This window comes from Gluconacetobacter entanii (genome assembly GCF_003206495.1).
Lineage (GTDB): Bacteria > Pseudomonadota > Alphaproteobacteria > Acetobacterales > Acetobacteraceae > Novacetimonas > Novacetimonas entanii.
Genome location: NZ_NKUF01000055.1, coordinates 1 through 14,493 on the forward strand (window position 1 = coordinate 1; position 14,493 = coordinate 14,493).

Annotated in this window: 14 protein-coding genes and 2 pseudogenes; 5 read left to right on the top strand and 11 right to left on the bottom strand. The window is 54.5% G+C overall.

The window, feature by feature from the left end; genetic code table 11:
• Positions 1 to 67: 67 nt before the first annotated feature.
• From CFR72_RS17315 to CFR72_RS14720, 8 genes and pseudogenes are all read right to left on the bottom strand, one after another.
• Entirely contained in the window at positions 68 to 604 is a 537-nt protein-coding gene (locus CFR72_RS17315) for a hypothetical protein (protein ID WP_146220749.1), read from the bottom strand.
• Entirely contained in the window at positions 604 to 1,617 is a 1,014-nt protein-coding gene (locus CFR72_RS14690) for a ComEC/Rec2 family competence protein (protein WP_233044733.1), read from the bottom strand. The genes CFR72_RS17315 and CFR72_RS14690 overlap by 1 nt, the downstream gene beginning before the upstream one ends.
• A 344-nt stretch (positions 1,618 to 1,961) precedes the next feature.
• The gene (locus tag CFR72_RS14695) at positions 1,962 to 2,699 is read right to left on the bottom strand and encodes a M48 family metallopeptidase (protein ID WP_110914625.1); all 738 of its coding nucleotides are present in this window, start codon (positions 2,697 to 2,699) and stop codon (positions 1,962 to 1,964) included.
• Between the two features lie 2 nt (positions 2,700 to 2,701).
• Positions 2,702 to 5,998: a type I restriction endonuclease subunit R gene (locus CFR72_RS14700; RefSeq protein WP_110914626.1), complete on the bottom strand. Its 3,297-nt coding sequence runs from the start codon at positions 5,996 to 5,998 to the stop codon at positions 2,702 to 2,704.
• Positions 5,999 to 6,027: 29 nt separating this feature from the next.
• Positions 6,028 to 6,666 (bottom strand): restriction endonuclease subunit S, encoded by a 639-nt coding sequence (locus CFR72_RS18135; RefSeq protein WP_110914627.1) that lies wholly within the window; start codon positions 6,664 to 6,666, stop codon positions 6,028 to 6,030.
• Positions 6,667 to 6,762: 96 nt separating this feature from the next.
• Positions 6,763 to 7,181: pseudogene (locus CFR72_RS18460) on the bottom strand (restriction endonuclease subunit S); the annotation flags it as partial.
• A gap of 19 nt (positions 7,182 to 7,200) precedes the next feature.
• Positions 7,201 to 8,727 (bottom strand): type I restriction-modification system subunit M, encoded by a 1,527-nt coding sequence (locus CFR72_RS14715; protein WP_110914629.1) that lies wholly within the window; start codon positions 8,725 to 8,727, stop codon positions 7,201 to 7,203.
• A gap of 35 nt (positions 8,728 to 8,762) precedes the next feature.
• Positions 8,763 to 9,359, bottom strand: coding sequence for a restriction endonuclease subunit S domain-containing protein (locus CFR72_RS14720; RefSeq protein WP_110914630.1), 597 nt, complete (start codon positions 9,357 to 9,359; stop codon positions 8,763 to 8,765).
• 297 nt (positions 9,360 to 9,656) lie between these two features.
• Here CFR72_RS14720 and CFR72_RS18145 point away from each other — a divergent pair, with 297 nt between their 5' ends.
• The 5 genes from CFR72_RS18145 (at position 9,657) to CFR72_RS18395 (ending at position 13,371) form a co-directional block, all read left to right on the top strand.
• Positions 9,657 to 10,241: a hypothetical protein gene (locus CFR72_RS18145; RefSeq protein ID WP_233044741.1), complete on the top strand. Its 585-nt coding sequence runs from the start codon at positions 9,657 to 9,659 to the stop codon at positions 10,239 to 10,241.
• Between the two features lie 123 nt (positions 10,242 to 10,364).
• Positions 10,365 to 11,003: a hypothetical protein gene (locus CFR72_RS14730; RefSeq protein WP_110914631.1), complete on the top strand. Its 639-nt coding sequence runs from the start codon at positions 10,365 to 10,367 to the stop codon at positions 11,001 to 11,003.
• Positions 11,004 to 11,342: 339 nt separating this feature from the next.
• Positions 11,343 to 11,570 carry a hypothetical protein gene (locus tag CFR72_RS14735; RefSeq protein ID WP_110914632.1) on the top strand — a complete coding sequence of 76 codons (228 nt, stop codon included), beginning with the start codon at positions 11,343 to 11,345 and terminating at the stop codon, positions 11,568 to 11,570.
• On the top strand, positions 11,567 to 12,169 hold the full coding sequence (locus CFR72_RS18150) for a recombinase family protein (protein ID WP_244182317.1): 603 nt from the start codon (positions 11,567 to 11,569) through the stop codon (positions 12,167 to 12,169). Before CFR72_RS14735 ends, CFR72_RS18150 begins: the two co-directional genes overlap by 4 nt.
• Positions 12,160 to 13,371: a recombinase family protein gene (locus CFR72_RS18395; RefSeq protein WP_341865270.1), complete on the top strand. Its 1,212-nt coding sequence runs from the start codon at positions 12,160 to 12,162 to the stop codon at positions 13,369 to 13,371. The genes CFR72_RS18150 and CFR72_RS18395 overlap by 10 nt, the downstream gene beginning before the upstream one ends.
• Here CFR72_RS18395 and CFR72_RS14745 read toward each other — a convergent pair.
• The 3 genes and pseudogenes from CFR72_RS14745 to CFR72_RS14755 all read right to left on the bottom strand — a co-directional run.
• A pseudogene (locus CFR72_RS14745) lies at positions 13,363 to 13,699 on the bottom strand (integrase core domain-containing protein); the annotation flags it as partial. The gene CFR72_RS18395 and the pseudogene CFR72_RS14745 sit on opposite strands and share 9 nt — an antisense overlap.
• Before the next feature lie 72 nt (positions 13,700 to 13,771).
• On the bottom strand, positions 13,772 to 14,155 hold the full coding sequence (locus CFR72_RS14750) for a nuclear transport factor 2 family protein (protein WP_146220750.1): 384 nt from the start codon (positions 14,153 to 14,155) through the stop codon (positions 13,772 to 13,774).
• Positions 14,156 to 14,180: 25 nt separating this feature from the next.
• Positions 14,181 to 14,493, bottom strand: a 313-nt coding sequence (locus CFR72_RS14755; RefSeq protein WP_456303982.1) for a copper amine oxidase, incomplete at its 5' end; no start/stop codon positions are given.

Consider the following 14,493-nt stretch of genomic DNA (forward strand, 5'->3'; position numbering starts at 1 on the left):
CCTTCCATCAGGCGGTCCAGGAGGTCTTTATCAATGCTCATGCGGGGGCTCCTCTTCGAGCAATTTATCACCACACCGCACAAAATTCAGGATAGTCCCGACGAAACCCGTATTGTGCATTCTCGCGCTCCACCATTGCAAACTCTTTGCCTCGCGTTCTTTCTTTCAACCATCGTACTGCTGAATCATATACCGCATCGGCGCCTGTGGGATTCGCTTGCTCTTCCTGAACCGTGGGGAAGGATAGATTTTCGGGCACTACGCCTGCCAGATATGTGTGGTAACGCAGCCGGGTATACTGATCGAGTTCGCTGTCATGCCGCAAAAGTAGTGTTGTCGGCCATCCGCCCCACATCTTCAGTAGTTTTGGCTCAAGCCGCTTGCCCTTGGTGCGAGCATATGAGCCAAGCGCGTACAGAAGGCCGCATGACGTCGCTAATGTAAGAAGGGTCGCACCGCCACTGGAAAGCAGAAGCCACGGGAACCATGCCAGTATGGTGAGAAGGGGAGGAAAGATCGTTAGAAGAGCAGGAAACAGTCTGGCCTGCCGACCATAGCTATCGAATAGCTGTGCAATACCGTTCTGGGTCGGTTTCGCCACCATCAAGCCTTTTCATGAGAATCTGGATATGCGGTAGGCACCAATGGCGTGTAACCGGGCCGTGATGGCGCGGCGCCACCCCACATACGGATATTTTGGCCCTCGGTCATGTAAAGATTTGCACCACGATGGATAAGCGCGCGTTGCACGACCTTACGGGGATGGTCTTCATCTGCCTTCGCTGAGCTGATGTAGGCCTGAAAATGCCCTGTCTCCTGCTGCTCCTGGAGAATTGGGCCTACAATAGCGTTTAGTAAATCCGTGTTAACATTGTGTCGCCCACCATGGTGTGGAACTTGGAATCTATCGATCCCGGGAAGGGTCAAACCGACACATGGTGCATAGTCGATGACCTCCTGTAGACCGTTTCGTCCCGTATCAGCAGTTAACAGGATTTTCTTGCCATTCAGCACAGCGTACTGGACTACACTCATCTCATTTTCGTTGCTCGTATCTCCTGACGGAAAAGCTTCCGCTCCCCATGATGCTCGGAGCAATGCAACTGCTGTCTTCGCCTTCTCCATGATGGTACCAAAAATACTGTCGACTCTGGATTCCATCCCCGAGCGTTCCGGCGTCTTGTTCGACGTTAAAATGAGGTCGAAGTAGCGCTCACGCGAGGGGGCCATGACGTGGAATGCACCGATCTGCGCCCCTTGGAACGGTTCATAGATTGGAATGCCCTTGTCAATCGCTATATCTTCAAGAGCTGCAAGGTTAGCGTACGCACGCCGTAGAGCGCCTTGCAGGTGTGGTACACTCTCATAGGTATCAAAACGCTCAATGAGCTCTTCCGCATACTCCCACGGGCGGAGCATCCATAGTTCACCAACCTCAAAATGTTCGAGAATTGCGATTAGACCACGTGCGTGATCCCCATCGTTGTGCGTCGCGACCACACGATTAATGAATATCGGATTATCGTAATACTTGTTGATGAGGTCTCGAAGACACTCCCCACTGGTTATATACCCTCCCGTCAACAACGTGGATGGTCGTCTGTCCTGCCAATTCATAGCGAATTGCTATTGCATCGCCGCTCTTGCGTGTTTCGACACCTAAGAAATCTATTTCAAAGAAATCAGCCATTAGGTATTCTTTTCTCCGAGAAAAATTACTGCGATATCACTACGCAAGCTGCAATGAGATATAGATGGAAAGCGTCCTAAGCTTTTGCAAGGCGATGTAGAGGCTTTTTCCACGAGTGATTAGCCAGCGCTAGGAACTCATTTCCTCGTCATGTAAAACTGGGTAACTTTAGGTCAAGCTCTTCTGGACATCTTTATCATAGAAACGCTCAGTGTTGAACTTTCGTGCCTAATAGCAGACATTCCACTTTCCCCATTGCGGTCAAAGCGCACTATTTTTGCAGTATCATTTCTGCCATCCCATCCAGCCGGGCCTTATGTCGTTCCCAGTCCGGCATGATACGCGCCAGAAGAGCCCAGAAGGCTGGGCCATGATTATGCTCCTTCAGATGGCACAGTTCATGCAGGATGACGTAATCAATGTAGTCACGCGGAGCTTTGATCAGATGCGGGTTCAGTGTGATGGTCCCACCCGGTGAGCAGTTGCCCCACTGCGTCTGCATCACCTGGAGTTTCAGGACAGGAGGCGTGGTGATCCACAATGTTGTTGGGAGAAGGGCGTCCAGACGTGTCCGAAACACGTCCTGCGCCCGCGCAAAATACCAGAGTTCCAGCAGCTTCTGAATCCGCAAGGCGTTGCGTTCCTGCACGGAAACTTCCAGCCGGCCACGGAGCATCCGTACGGTCTCTGGCGCATCTGGCTGATGATGCACTTTCAGCAGATGCCGCCGCCCCAGATAGAAGTGGCTTTCCCCACTGACATATGTACGCGGCGTGGCATGCTCCTGCACCGCCCGGAAGTCCCGCAGTTTCTGCCAGATCCAGCGGGTTTTCTGTTTTAACGCCCTGTCCAGATCCGTCTCTGTTGTGCCCTCGGGCATGACCACCTGCACAGTCAGGTCAGGATGCACCTTGATGCGCAGCATCGTGCCGAGGCGCGCACGGGGCAGCAGTTCCACCCGGATCTGCTTACCCCCATAGGTCAGAATACGGTGCTCCTTGCCGCTCATGCTCAGCCACGCGCTGTATCAGCAGGGCCAGCCCGCATGATCTGGATGACCTGCTCGATGATCTCCTGCGCCTTATCCACGCCAAAGCCTGCTTTCTGACCCGTGCTGAACAGAAGAGGCAGTAGCTCCTTCCTGACTGCCCTTTCCATATCCGGGCGGCTGAGGGAGTTTTCCCGCACCGCCTTGTCCACGATTGTGTCGATCTCGAACGCCAGATCAATCCAGTGCTGTTTTTCCTCGTCCGTCTGCTTATGGTTGAAGATGGCAGCAAGTGTTTTGAGGAACACGCCATAATAGGCCTGTGCATGCCGGTGCCCGTCAAAAACAGTCGGAATGTTCTCCAGCTTGCGGTTGGCCACCTGTTCCTCAAACTCCTGGAACAGCATGAACTGCTTGAGCGGATGATCAAACAGGCTTTCCGCTTCTGCGATCACCTTGCGCAGCAGGGCCGAGAAGGCTTCCTGGGCGTAAGGATCATCCTGCATCTCGTGGTCGATCATCTTCGTCACACGGGTGCGGATCAGATCCGTCTCGTTACGGGTCTTTTCTTTGCTCCAGGTCTCTGGCTGGTTGTCTTCGGGCTTCTGGCCCATCTTGCCGACTGCATACAGGCCGTCGGACTCATGAATCTTTACACCCCCTATGTGTTGGTCCATGAGTTTTTTTACCGACTCAGAATACTTGTCAAAGTCCACGGTTTCACCCGCATCCTGCATCACCGTCCGCCGCAGGCTACTCAGTTGCTTCAGCGTTTCCTTGTAGGTGGCGCGGTCCTTTTCCGTAAAGCTGGTGTCTTCAAAGAACGCCACGGATTGCAGCGCCACCTTCAGGCAGGCGGCAAACTTTGTCAGCGCCTCATAGAAATCATCGCGGCGCTTGAGGTTCACATCCACCATCTGGCCGTGCTCTTCCACCATGCGTGGCATGAGCACGGCGCGAAGCTGCTGGATGTCACTTTTGTTCTTCACCCCATCAAAGATGGCCCACAGGGTTTTGTGCAGGGCAGGGAGCTCGCGGTATTCCGTGCTCATCTGGCTATACAGCCCGGCAATATCCTTCGGGTCATACCCGCCGACATTTTCGGCTGCCAGCTCGTCATACCGGGCCAGTGTGGTGTCCAGCTCCGCCAGAATGCCGCGATAGTCGATCAGCAACCCGTGCTTCTTCTGGTCATGCAGACGGTTCACGCTGGCAATGGCCTGGAGCAGATTGTGCTGCTTGAGGGGCTTGTCGATATACAGCACCGCGTTCTTCGGTTCGTCAAAGCCGGTGAGCAGCTTGTCGACCACGATGATGAGCTTGAGATTGGGATCGTTCTCAAAGCGGTCAATCACATTTCGCGTGTAGTCTTCCTCACTCTGGGTGCCGACATTCTCCTTCCACCAGGTCTGGATTTCAGGCTGCTTGCGCTCATCCACTTCCGTATGGCCTTCGCGCGTATCGGGCGGGCTCATGACGATGGCGCTCTCGAACAGACCAACCTCGTCCAGATACCGTTTGTAGCGGATGGCGGAGAGCTTGCTGTCACAGGCCAGCATGCCCTTGAGGTCTTTATCAATATTGTTGTCGAAATGCGTGGCCAGATCCATGGCGATCAGTCGGATGCGGTCATCCGCCTTGTACACCTGATTGGCGCGGGCAAAACGCTTCTTGAGGTCCGTGACCTGCTCCTTGGTCAGCCCCTGCGTGATGCGTTCGAACCAGGCATCAATGGCCTCATCATTCACGTTCAGATCGGGCTTGCGTTCTTCATAGAGCAGGGGTGTTACGGTGCCGTCTGAGACGGCCTGCTGCATGGTGTAGGAGTGGATGATCCTGCCAAAGCGGCTGGTGGTCTCGCTCCCCTTGAGCAGCGGCGTGCCGGTAAAGGCGATGAAGGCGGCATTGGGCAGGGCATGCTTCATGCGGGCATGGTTCTCACCGCCCTGACTGCGATGGCCTTCATCCACCAGCACGATGATGTCTGCACTGTCATTATGGCATTCGGGATAGCCGGTGGCGGTGTGGAACTTGTTGATGAGCGAGAAGATGATGCGTTCCTGCCCGTGCCCGATCTGCTGCGCCAGACGGCGGCCTGAGGTGGCCAGCGCCTCTTCCTTGTCCTTCTTGTCCGCCAGTTCACCACCTGTGGAGAAGGTATTACTGAGTTGGCGTTCCAGATTCTTGCGGTCTGTCACGACAATGATGCGACATTGGTTGAGGTCGTCATCCAGAATGAGGGCGCGGCTGAGGAACACCATGGTGAAGGACTTGCCAGACCCCGTGGTGTGCCAGACCACGCCACTTTCACGCCAGCCATCGCTGCGGCGGGACTTGATGCGTTCCAAAAGGCGCTTGATGCCAAAGACCTGCTGATACCGGGCGACGATCTTGCCGGCCTTGCGGTCGACCAGCGTGAAGTATCGCGTCATTTCCAGCAGGCGCTGGGGTGAGAGCAGGCCAATCAGCAGCCGGTCCTGATTCGAGACATGCAGCGGACGGGAGGCCCAGTCCTCGAACCATATCCGGGCAGGGGGGGGTCGATCAGCAAACAGCGCGTCTTTCTGGGCACTCGAAAGCGGCGCGTTCTTGAGCGCCTCCATCCGGCTTTCGGGAATGTCCTCTTCCTTCCAGCTGGCCCAGAACTTCTTGGGCGTGCCACAGGTGCCATAGCGTCCGTCATGCCCGTTGATGGACAGCAGAAGCTGGCTGTAGGCAAAAAGCTGGGGAATTTCATCCTTGTTCTGGTTGCGAATGCTCTGGGAAATGCCAGCGTCCACGGTCGGGCCTTTGCCCGGCTGGCCATCGGGACGCTTGGCCTCGATCACGGCCAACGGGATGCCGTTGACGAAGCACACGATGTCCGGCCTGCGGGTCTGGGTCAGATCCGTGCGCAGGACGCTGTATTCTTCGGTAAAGGTGAAACTGTTGTTCTCCGGGTTCTGCCAGTCGATGAGGGCGATGGTCGGGTTGGCCTTGTGCCCGTTGATGAACTCGGTAATGGCAATGCCGAACAGCAGATGCGTGGTCATCTTGTCATTGGCATCGCGCAGGCCGGAGACGAAATCCGGATGCGTGACGTGAGAGACCAGTGTGTTGATGGCCTGATCGGACAGGCTGTGCTCCTGTCCTTCAAACGTGAAGCGCCGTTTTTTCAGCTCCGCCCGCAAAAGTGTGTCGAGCACCACGGCACTTTGTTTGCCGCCCCGCAAGGCCAGCGCCTCGGATGGTGGCAGAAACCGCCAGCCGAGGGTGCTGAGCAGAGCCAGTGCGGGAAGTTTGGCGCTGTATTCTTCCTGAAATTTGGGAGCGGGAGCCATGTTTTCAAATATCCTGTTTCTGAAATACCTTAATCGACCTTCACGCGGCGCTTGCCCGTGAGAAGCTGCTGCATCAGGGCTTTCTTCTCCTGACGCAGGCGCGAGAGGTCGGATTCAAGGGATGCTATTTCTTCGTCCGCTGTGGTTAGGACAGCAGCTATGGCTTTTTGTTCGGGGAGTGGGGGCGCGCTGATATGTATTTTGCAGAAATCTTTTTTAGATATTTCGGCAAATGTTGACCCAGAAGCCAAGCGCTGCATTTCATGCTTCTGAGTGCAGAGAAAGTAATAGACAAACTCGGGAAGGAAGAGTTTGTTGAATACGATATTTTTGAACCCTTGATTAGTCGTAATGGGTTTCTTCGCAATCGCCATGTAGCCAATGGTTGCGCGTGTGCAAACAAGCAAGGAGCCTGCGGGCAACAAAGTGGTTGCGCTATCTTTAATCCCCGCCTGTGTTATTTTTCGCTTTGTATCATCAACGTATTTTTCTCTTAACGATGTGACATCGGTAGGCGTGAGCCAAAGCACATCTCCATCCCAATAAGCGGGCACTGTGGTATCGGGTGTGCCGCCAGAGACAATTTTTCCGGTCTTTTCTAAAGAGACTTTCTTCCATTCCCCCGTGAACCCCGGCAGGCGTTTTTTGCCTGTGAGGAGTTGCTGCATGAGGGCTTTTTTCTGCTGCTGGCTGTTGGCCAGAAGCTTTTCCGTTCCCTCAATCGCACGATCCCACGTCGAGAGGATCGCCGCGATCTTCTTCTGTTCGGGGAGAGGTGGGATGAGAATTGGAACATTTGAAAACGTTTTTTGTTTATAATTGGGACGGCCTGTTTGCTAGCCAAGTTGTTGATTGAGGGTTTATATAAAATTAAGCTGTAGTAGATAAAATCAGAATTATTATTTTCATTTGGAAAAAGAGAGTTTATCTGCTGATTAGTTGCAGAGTCTTCTTTATTGATTCCTATTTTTCCAATAGTCCCTATGCAGGAAAATAAAACTGAGCCTTTCGGTATCAAGCGCGTACATTCTGCGCCAAGAGAGCTAAGGGTTCTCTCTGTTTGGGTAACATATTTATTTTCACCCAAATCTGCGGGAGTGATAAACAAAATATCTCCGTAATAAAAACTTTCATTTTTTGTTGGAGGGGTACTACCAGTTGTTATTCTGGATATTTCGCCCAATTTACTAATTTTTCACCCCTCAGGAAGCATAACCCAGCTCCTTCAGATAAGCGTCCATCTGGGCTTCCAGCTTTGCCAGTTCTGCCTTGATCTCTGCCCGTTCCTTGCGCACGGCGTTCAGATCAATCTCCTCTTCTTCCTCAAACGTATCGACATAACGCGGAATGTTCAGGTTGTAGTCGTTCTCCCTGATCTCGTCCGGCGTGGCGAGGTGGGCGTATTTGTCCACGTCCTTGCGGGTACGGTAGGTGTCCACAATCTTCGTGATGTTCTCTTCGGTCAGCACGTTCTGGTTCTTGCCCGCCTTGAACTCGCGGCTGGCGTCAATGAACAGCACGTCCTTCGTCTTGCGGTCCTTGCGGAAGATCAGAATGGCCGCCGGAATCCCCGTGCCAAAAAACAGCTTTTCCGGCAGGCCGATCACCGCATCCAGCAGGTTTTCCTCAATCAGCTTCTGGCGGATCTTTCCTTCTGAACTGCCACGGAACAGCACGCCATGCGGCACCACAACCCCCATGCGGCCCGTGCGGTCTTTCAGCGTGGCAATCATGTGCAGGATAAAGGCGTAATCGCCCTTGGTCTTGGGCGGCACACCACGGGCAAAGCGGTGATGCACGTCTTCCGCTGCGTCTTCATGGCCCCATTTATCAAGGCTGAAGGGCGGGTTGGCGGTCACCACGTCAAAGCGCATCAGATGGTTCTTGTCATCCAGCAGTTTGGGGCTGCGGATGGTATCGCCCCACTCAATGCGATGGTTGTCCTCGCCATGCAGGAACATGTTCATCTTGGCAAAGGACCAGGTCGAGCCAATGGCTTCCTGCCCATGCAGGGCGTAATCCCGGCTGCCCTTGTGGTTCTGCGTCACCTGCTTGCCGCACTTCATGAGCAGGGAGGCCGAGCCACAGGCCGGGTCACAGATGCTCTCACCCGGTTGTGGATCCAGCAGGCGGGCCAGCAGTTTACTCACTTCCGGCGGGGTGTAGAACTCGCCCGCCTTCTGCCCACCACTGGCGGCAAAGTTCTTGATCAGGAATTCATAGCCATTGCCGATCACGTCCAGATTGCCCACGCGCGAGGGGCGCAGGTTCAGGTCCGGTTTGGCAAAATCTTCGAGCAGATGTCGCAGAATGGTGTTCTTCTGCTTTTCATCACCAAGTTTGTCAGAGTTGAAGCTGATGTCCTGGAAGACGCTCTTGCCTGCGTCCTTCAGTTTGGTGCCATTGGCTTCTTCAATGGCGTGCAGCGCCTTGTCAATCCGCTCGCCATTGCCGGGCGTATTACGTTCTTTATAGAGGGTGTAGAAATCGGCACCTTTCGGCAGAACAAAGCGTTCCTGTGCCATCATGGCTTCAATCAGTTCGGGATTGTCGCCATATTCCTTTTTGTAAGTGTCATAATGATCCTGCCATACATCGGAGATGTATTTCAGGAAAAGCATGGTCAGCACGTAATCCCGATACGTGTCGGGGCTGACAGTGCCACGGAAGGTATCGCAGGCACTCCAGAGTGCCTTGTTGATGGTATCTTGAGAAATCTGTTCGGTCACGAAGTCAAATCCTGTTTCAATATATGCAAGAAATATCAGTCAGCCAGAAGGTCTCTGGCAAGACCGGTCATGATCTGCTGGTTGGTCTGGCGCAGGCGTTGGAGAAGCTCTTCCTCGCGCTGCATGGCGTTGGCCAGACCCACAATCTGTTCCTGTCGGGGCAGGGGAGGCAGCACAACGGGCGTGGCCTCCAGCACAGGCCGGGCAATGTTGCACACAAGGGTGGAACTCTGGGCGTTCTGTTCCAGATGCCGCTGCGACGGTTCCTGATTGAGCCACCAGGTCAGATAGGCTGGCAGCACATCGGACCGCGTCACGCGCAGCACAAAGAAGTGTGGTGCTGCGACGGCCTGAAGGCTGCCGATACGCTCATCGATCAGAACGGCCTGTGACACATTGCCACGGGCAGGGAAGAGAATATCCCCCGGACGCAACCAGTCGGGTTCACGACGGCCGGTCACTTCCGTCCGTACGCAGGACGTCCAGTTCACGCCAGAAGGTGACGTGTCACGCATCTGCACGACAACCGTTTCAGCCCCTTCGGTCGGGTCAATCCGCCCTCTGAACGGATGACCTGCTGCGATTGTAGCAATGCTCGCCAGATCTGTTTTGTATGCACCATCACGCTTCATGCAATCTTGATACCTACCCACAAGACTGGCGTCAACAGAATTCTTCCATCGACTTTGGTGCAGATAAAATGTCCTGTAACTTTGCTCTTCATGGCGTGATGACACCGTCATGACGGTGTCACCTGGGTGTCATTTTGATCGCACCTTTGGTGCTCCCTGAGAGACTGGAATGACGGCGTCATGACGCCGCCTCGAATGGTGTCATGCGTTCAGTGACACTGTCACACAGTGTTGTCACAGGCTGTCATGACGGTGTCATGACAGGTGTCATGCAAAGTGTCATTCTCGTCATGACACATGGAAAACGGCAGAAAACAGCCATTTTTCATTTTTCTCGCGTGTTCCGGCTTTTGCGTGTGTGAGGGCACGCTACCTCAATTTCATACGCACACTTCGTATGCATATGAAATTGAAGGCTTTTTTCTTTTCTATCGCGGCATTTTTGCGAAGCAAAAATCAAAGCCGCTCTTTTTCTCTGATTTCGGGTCTCTTGCACCTTGGGTGGCCCTGATGACGGGGGTGACGGTGTCATTTTTTCGGGCCGGGCGTTGTGAGGCGCACGACCCCAAATTCCCCAGAGGATTTTGTTCCCTGCATCGTCGGGGAGTGAGGATCGGGTTGGGGCGTCTCGTTCCTTCATGCTTTGAACGAGAGAAAACAATGTCTGATCGTACTACGATTTCTTCCGCCACCGAGGTGGATCTCATGCAAATTGTCGCCCTGCACAGGCTGCTTGATTTTGCTGTCAGTGAGGCTCTTGCCGGTAACATGGATGACAGTGTCCTGGAAGGCGTGGTCATCCTGACGCGCATGGTTGGCCGGAAGGTCAGTCTGGTTGCCAACAGGCTGCTAGGCAGTGAAGCATCTTCCCGCGATGACTGAAGCCAATACTGCGAATGAGCAGTAAGCCGCTACAGATTAACTTTCCCTTTTCATAATACACGCATGTTCTCAGAATGCTCGCAGAGCAATGGGGAACGTGCGTCCACCTTACGGACACTTCTAATGACACTCGCTTTACCGAACAATGATCGTTTTAATAATGCTCTTCCAGCCTGGATGTTCGCTGGTTTTTTCCGTCCGAACGACATTGAGCGTTACGCTCAGCTTTCTCATGATCTGCTGGTGACGCCGACGCAGCAGATGCTGGAGTTCTGTGATGGAGGCCACGAACTGGTTGCCCGCTATAATCGCGACAGGGCCTTATGGCGCGCCTTTCGTCAGCGTGTGGCAGCGTATCACCGCGATCTCCCCGCCTGGCAGGAGCAGGTTCGCGTCAATAACTACCGGATCGGCTCCATTGTGGAACTGGCTGTTTATCGGCGCCTGCTGCAAGAACAGGAAAGCGGCCTCACTATTATGGTTCAGCCACCCATTAGAGAACTGGGAAACAGAGGATTTGCGGATTTCGGTCTGTATTTCAAAGGACACCCCACAGTCTACATTGAGGTCGCCGGGACCGTTACGAGTACCGGGCTGTCGGTCTCTGAAAATGCTGAGAAATTCCGTATTGGTATTGAGGAACGTCTGATGCGCTACATGGGCGTTGCACCTGTAGAGGTGATCCATATTGACGAGGTCTGCGATGTGTCCACGCAGACAGAGCGGGTTCGTCAGGTTATTGAACGCGCAAAAAATGCATAATTCATTCCTGTTTAAGAATGAATCACCGAAAGAAAGAAGAGACATTAGCGGATAGCGCTTATCCGGTGACACGGGCCAGCCCATGAGGGTTGGCCCGTATCTTTGAAGGGTCAGAATTTGTGCTAAATTTCGATTCTTCGCTGAGGTGTTTCATGTATACAATAATGGCGATAATCGCGAAAAAACACTCGTAATCTATTGAGAAATAAAAACAAAAATAATTATTAAATTTTGGTCATTTCTTCAATGCGTAGAGAATTGAGGTAGCGTGCCTTTCGGCAGCCCAAAAATCCGGTGTGCAATAATGGCTTTATACGCTTCAGATAGCGGGGGAAGCCAATGACAGACAATCAGGATTTCGTGGCTGAGCACACTGCGGCGAATGACAATCTGGCATCTGCGGGTGTCGAAAAAGCTGCGCAGAAAGCAGTTTTTAAAGTTGCCAGTCTTATCGGTCGCAGAATGGCACGTGAATATTTCGCGATGCTGACCGCCGCCAATGACAACGGGCCCAGTAATGCAAAGGACCAAGCCAAAAAGGTTCAGATAGAAGGAGATTGCACATGAGCCGAGTTGCGGTGTACGCCAGATATTCCTCAGATAACCAGAGTGAAAGCTCGATTGAGGACCAGTTCCGCCTTTGTCGTGAGCACGCGGCGCGGGAGCGATGGCAGATCAGGGGCACATATCAGGATGCCGTCATTTCAGGGGCGAGCACGATCCTGCGGCCCGGCATCCAGGCGTTACTTCGTGATGCGCAGAGCGGGAAATTTGATGTGGTATTGGCCGAGGCGCTGGACCGCATTTCACGCGATCAGGCTGACGTCGCGACCCTGTTCAAACACCTGCGTTTTGCAGGTGTCGCCATTGTCACGCTGGCCGAAGGGGAAATCTCGGAACTGCATGTCGGCCTGAAAGGCACGATGAACGCGCTGTTCCTCAAAGATCTCGTCATGAAGACCCATCGCGGGCTTCGGGGCCGGGTGGAGAAGGGCAAGGCGGGCGGTGGCCTGTGCTATGGCTATCGGGTGGTCAAAAAACTGGACGCCAACGGCGAGCTGATCCGGGGCGACCGGGAGGTCGTGCCGGAAGAAGCCGAGGTGATCCGTCGTATCTTTCGCGCCTTCGCGGCGGGACAAAGCCCCGTTCCATTGCGGTGGAACTGAACGGGGAGGGTATCCCCGGCCCGCTGGGTCGCGCCTGGGGGGATACCTCCATTCGGGGCCATGTCTCGCGCGGGACGGGTATCCTCCATAACGAACTCTATGCGGGCGTGCTGGTGTGGAACCGCCAACGCTTCATCAAAGACCCCAGCACCGGCAAGCGGGTGTCCCGCCCCAACCCGGAAAGCCAGTGGATCAGGACCGAAGTCCCGCATCTCAAAATCGTGGATGATGATCTGTGGCGGGCGGTGCGGGCGCGTCAGCAGGCCATAGCGGCGAAGGTCGGCCCATGCCCGACGAACACGCTGGAAGGCCGCGCAAGGCGGCTGCATCTGGCGAACCGGCCTGTCTCCCTTCTTTCCGGCCTGCTGTCCTGCGACTGCTGCGGAGGCAAGGTGGGCATGATCGTCAACAGCCGGTTTGGCTGCCTGAACCACCACCGCCGGGGCACCTGCGCCAATAACCGCACCATCCCGCGCCAGCGGATCGAGGCGCGGGTCCTGGCGGGGCTGAAAGACCGGCTGGTGTCGTCCGATAGCGTGGCCGAGGCGCTGCGGGCGTTCGCTGAGGAAGTGAACCGCCTCAACCATGAGCGGCGGGGACAGGCCATTGCGGACCGCAAGGTGCTGGACAAGATCGACCGATCAATACGGGGTATCATCACGGCGATTGAGGACGGGATGTATCAGCCCTCCATGAAGGCCCGCATGGATGATCTGGAACGCCAGAAGGCGGAGATCATGGAGCGTCTGGCGCAGGCCCCGGCGGACATTCCTGATGTGCATCCCAACATCGCCACTCACTACCGGCGCAACGTGGAGCGGTTCACCGAGGCGCTGGATGACCCGGACGGCGGCAGGGAGGCCGCAGAGGCCATCCGCTCGCTGATTGGTGGGATCGTAATCAACCCCGGCGACAAGCGGGGCGAGGTTCATATCTCCCTACGCGGTGAGTTGATGGGTATCCTTGATCTCGCCCATGCCAATGAAACCAAAAGGGAAACCCGCTTTATGACGGCGGCGGTCGCAGGCCCCCGCAACCAACGACGCTTGCGATGCCAACGCATCACCAACCCCAGTCCGGAAACGGGCTGGGGTTTTCGTTTGTCCGCTGCCCAACGCAACCGTCAGGATGCCGCCAAGATCGCCACGGATGTCGATCTGGAGGTGACCCTGCCCCGAAACGTGCCCTCAGTTTTAAGTTAGGGTCTGTGGGTTTATTGTATGCCTTGTTGGCGTGTTGGGCGAAAGCTTCTGGTGTCATACCGTTGAGGCTGGTGTGGGGCCTGACGGCGTCGTAGTCGGCTCGCCAGGCGTCGATGACCGTCCGAGCGTGGGCGAGGTTTCGGAACAGGTGCTCGTTGAGGCATTCGTCCCGGAACCGGCCGTTGAAGCTCTCGACGAACCCGTTCTGCTGCGGCTTGCCTGGTGCGATGTAGTGCCACAGCATCGACCGTCTTTCCTGTCAGGTCAGGATCGCGTTCGAGGTCATCTCGGTGCCGTTGTCGCTGACGATCATCACGGGAAAGCCGCGACCGTAACTCTATCGAACGGTATTAAGCATTCACCAGTCACGCATGATGACCTGCATGATCGCAACCTGAACTCAAGGTTCCTGTCGGGTAGTGAATGTTTTGGATATAATCCACCAGCGATCTGCTTCAAAAATCATATGCATCAAATCGATAAAATTATGCTGACTGGCAAAACATTCAGTGATGACAACGGCTGATGCAATATTCCCGAATTTCTGAACCGCTTTTATCTCATAAGTTGATCTGCTGTTGTCTATCGCCCGTAACTGAAGATCTGTCACGTCATCGAAAAATGGATCTGGTTGACCTAGATAAAGCTGCCTCCCCATAAACCCGTTCATGACAGCGGTCGCATGAAAGCAGTTGCGCAGAAGTCTGACATCCAGCGTCTTGCATCCTTCGACATACATCTGAAGGAGCAGGGTAGGTGTGGTTGCGCCTGCTGTATCGTTCACGGGGACGCCCTTTTCTTGTTATGACTCAGCTATTCTTGCACTCATTCTGACAGCATCCAGACAGGCCATCCTGTACGCTTTTGTTGTCCTTGGCAGCCGGAAGGTCCATGGTGGGGTTGCTGCTGAAGAACTGAACCGGCTTGAGCATGAAGCCTGCATATTCAACCGACATGATCGGCATGTCTTCGGGTTTGCAGATGTGGGTATGCCCGAATGTATGCCATACGACGAGGTTGGAGTTCTTCTGTGGTTGCCGTCCGTTATGCAAGAGTTTTCTGACCCATATTGACGTGTGATCGTGTGCGGTCTTCTGTAAGGCCTGTTGATGTGGCCTTTCA

Bases quoted from the DNA above. Each gene is read 5' to 3' on its own strand.
- CFR72_RS14690 (WP_233044733.1), bottom strand. From the start codon at position 1,617: ATGAATTGGCAGGACAGACGACCATCCACGTTGTTGACGGGAGGGTAT.
- CFR72_RS14720 (WP_110914630.1), bottom strand. From the start codon at position 9,359: ATGAAGCGTGATGGTGCATACAAAACAGATCTGGCGAGCATTGCTACA.
- CFR72_RS14735 (WP_110914632.1), top strand. From the start codon at position 11,343: ATGACAGACAATCAGGATTTCGTGGCTGAGCACACTGCGGCGAATGAC.
- CFR72_RS18145 (WP_233044741.1), top strand. From the start codon at position 9,657: ATGGAAAACGGCAGAAAACAGCCATTTTTCATTTTTCTCGCGTGTTCC.
- CFR72_RS14730 (WP_110914631.1), top strand. From the start codon at position 10,365: ATGACACTCGCTTTACCGAACAATGATCGTTTTAATAATGCTCTTCCA.
- CFR72_RS18150 (WP_244182317.1), top strand. From the start codon at position 11,567: ATGAGCCGAGTTGCGGTGTACGCCAGATATTCCTCAGATAACCAGAGT.
- CFR72_RS18135 (WP_110914627.1), bottom strand. From the start codon at position 6,666: ATGCAGCAACTCCTCACAGGCAAAAAACGCCTGCCGGGGTTCACGGGG.
- CFR72_RS17315 (WP_146220749.1), bottom strand. From the start codon at position 604: ATGGTGGCGAAACCGACCCAGAACGGTATTGCACAGCTATTCGATAGC.
- CFR72_RS14700 (WP_110914626.1), bottom strand. From the start codon at position 5,998: ATGGCTCCCGCTCCCAAATTTCAGGAAGAATACAGCGCCAAACTTCCC.
- CFR72_RS14695 (WP_110914625.1), bottom strand. From the start codon at position 2,699: ATGAGCGGCAAGGAGCACCGTATTCTGACCTATGGGGGTAAGCAGATC.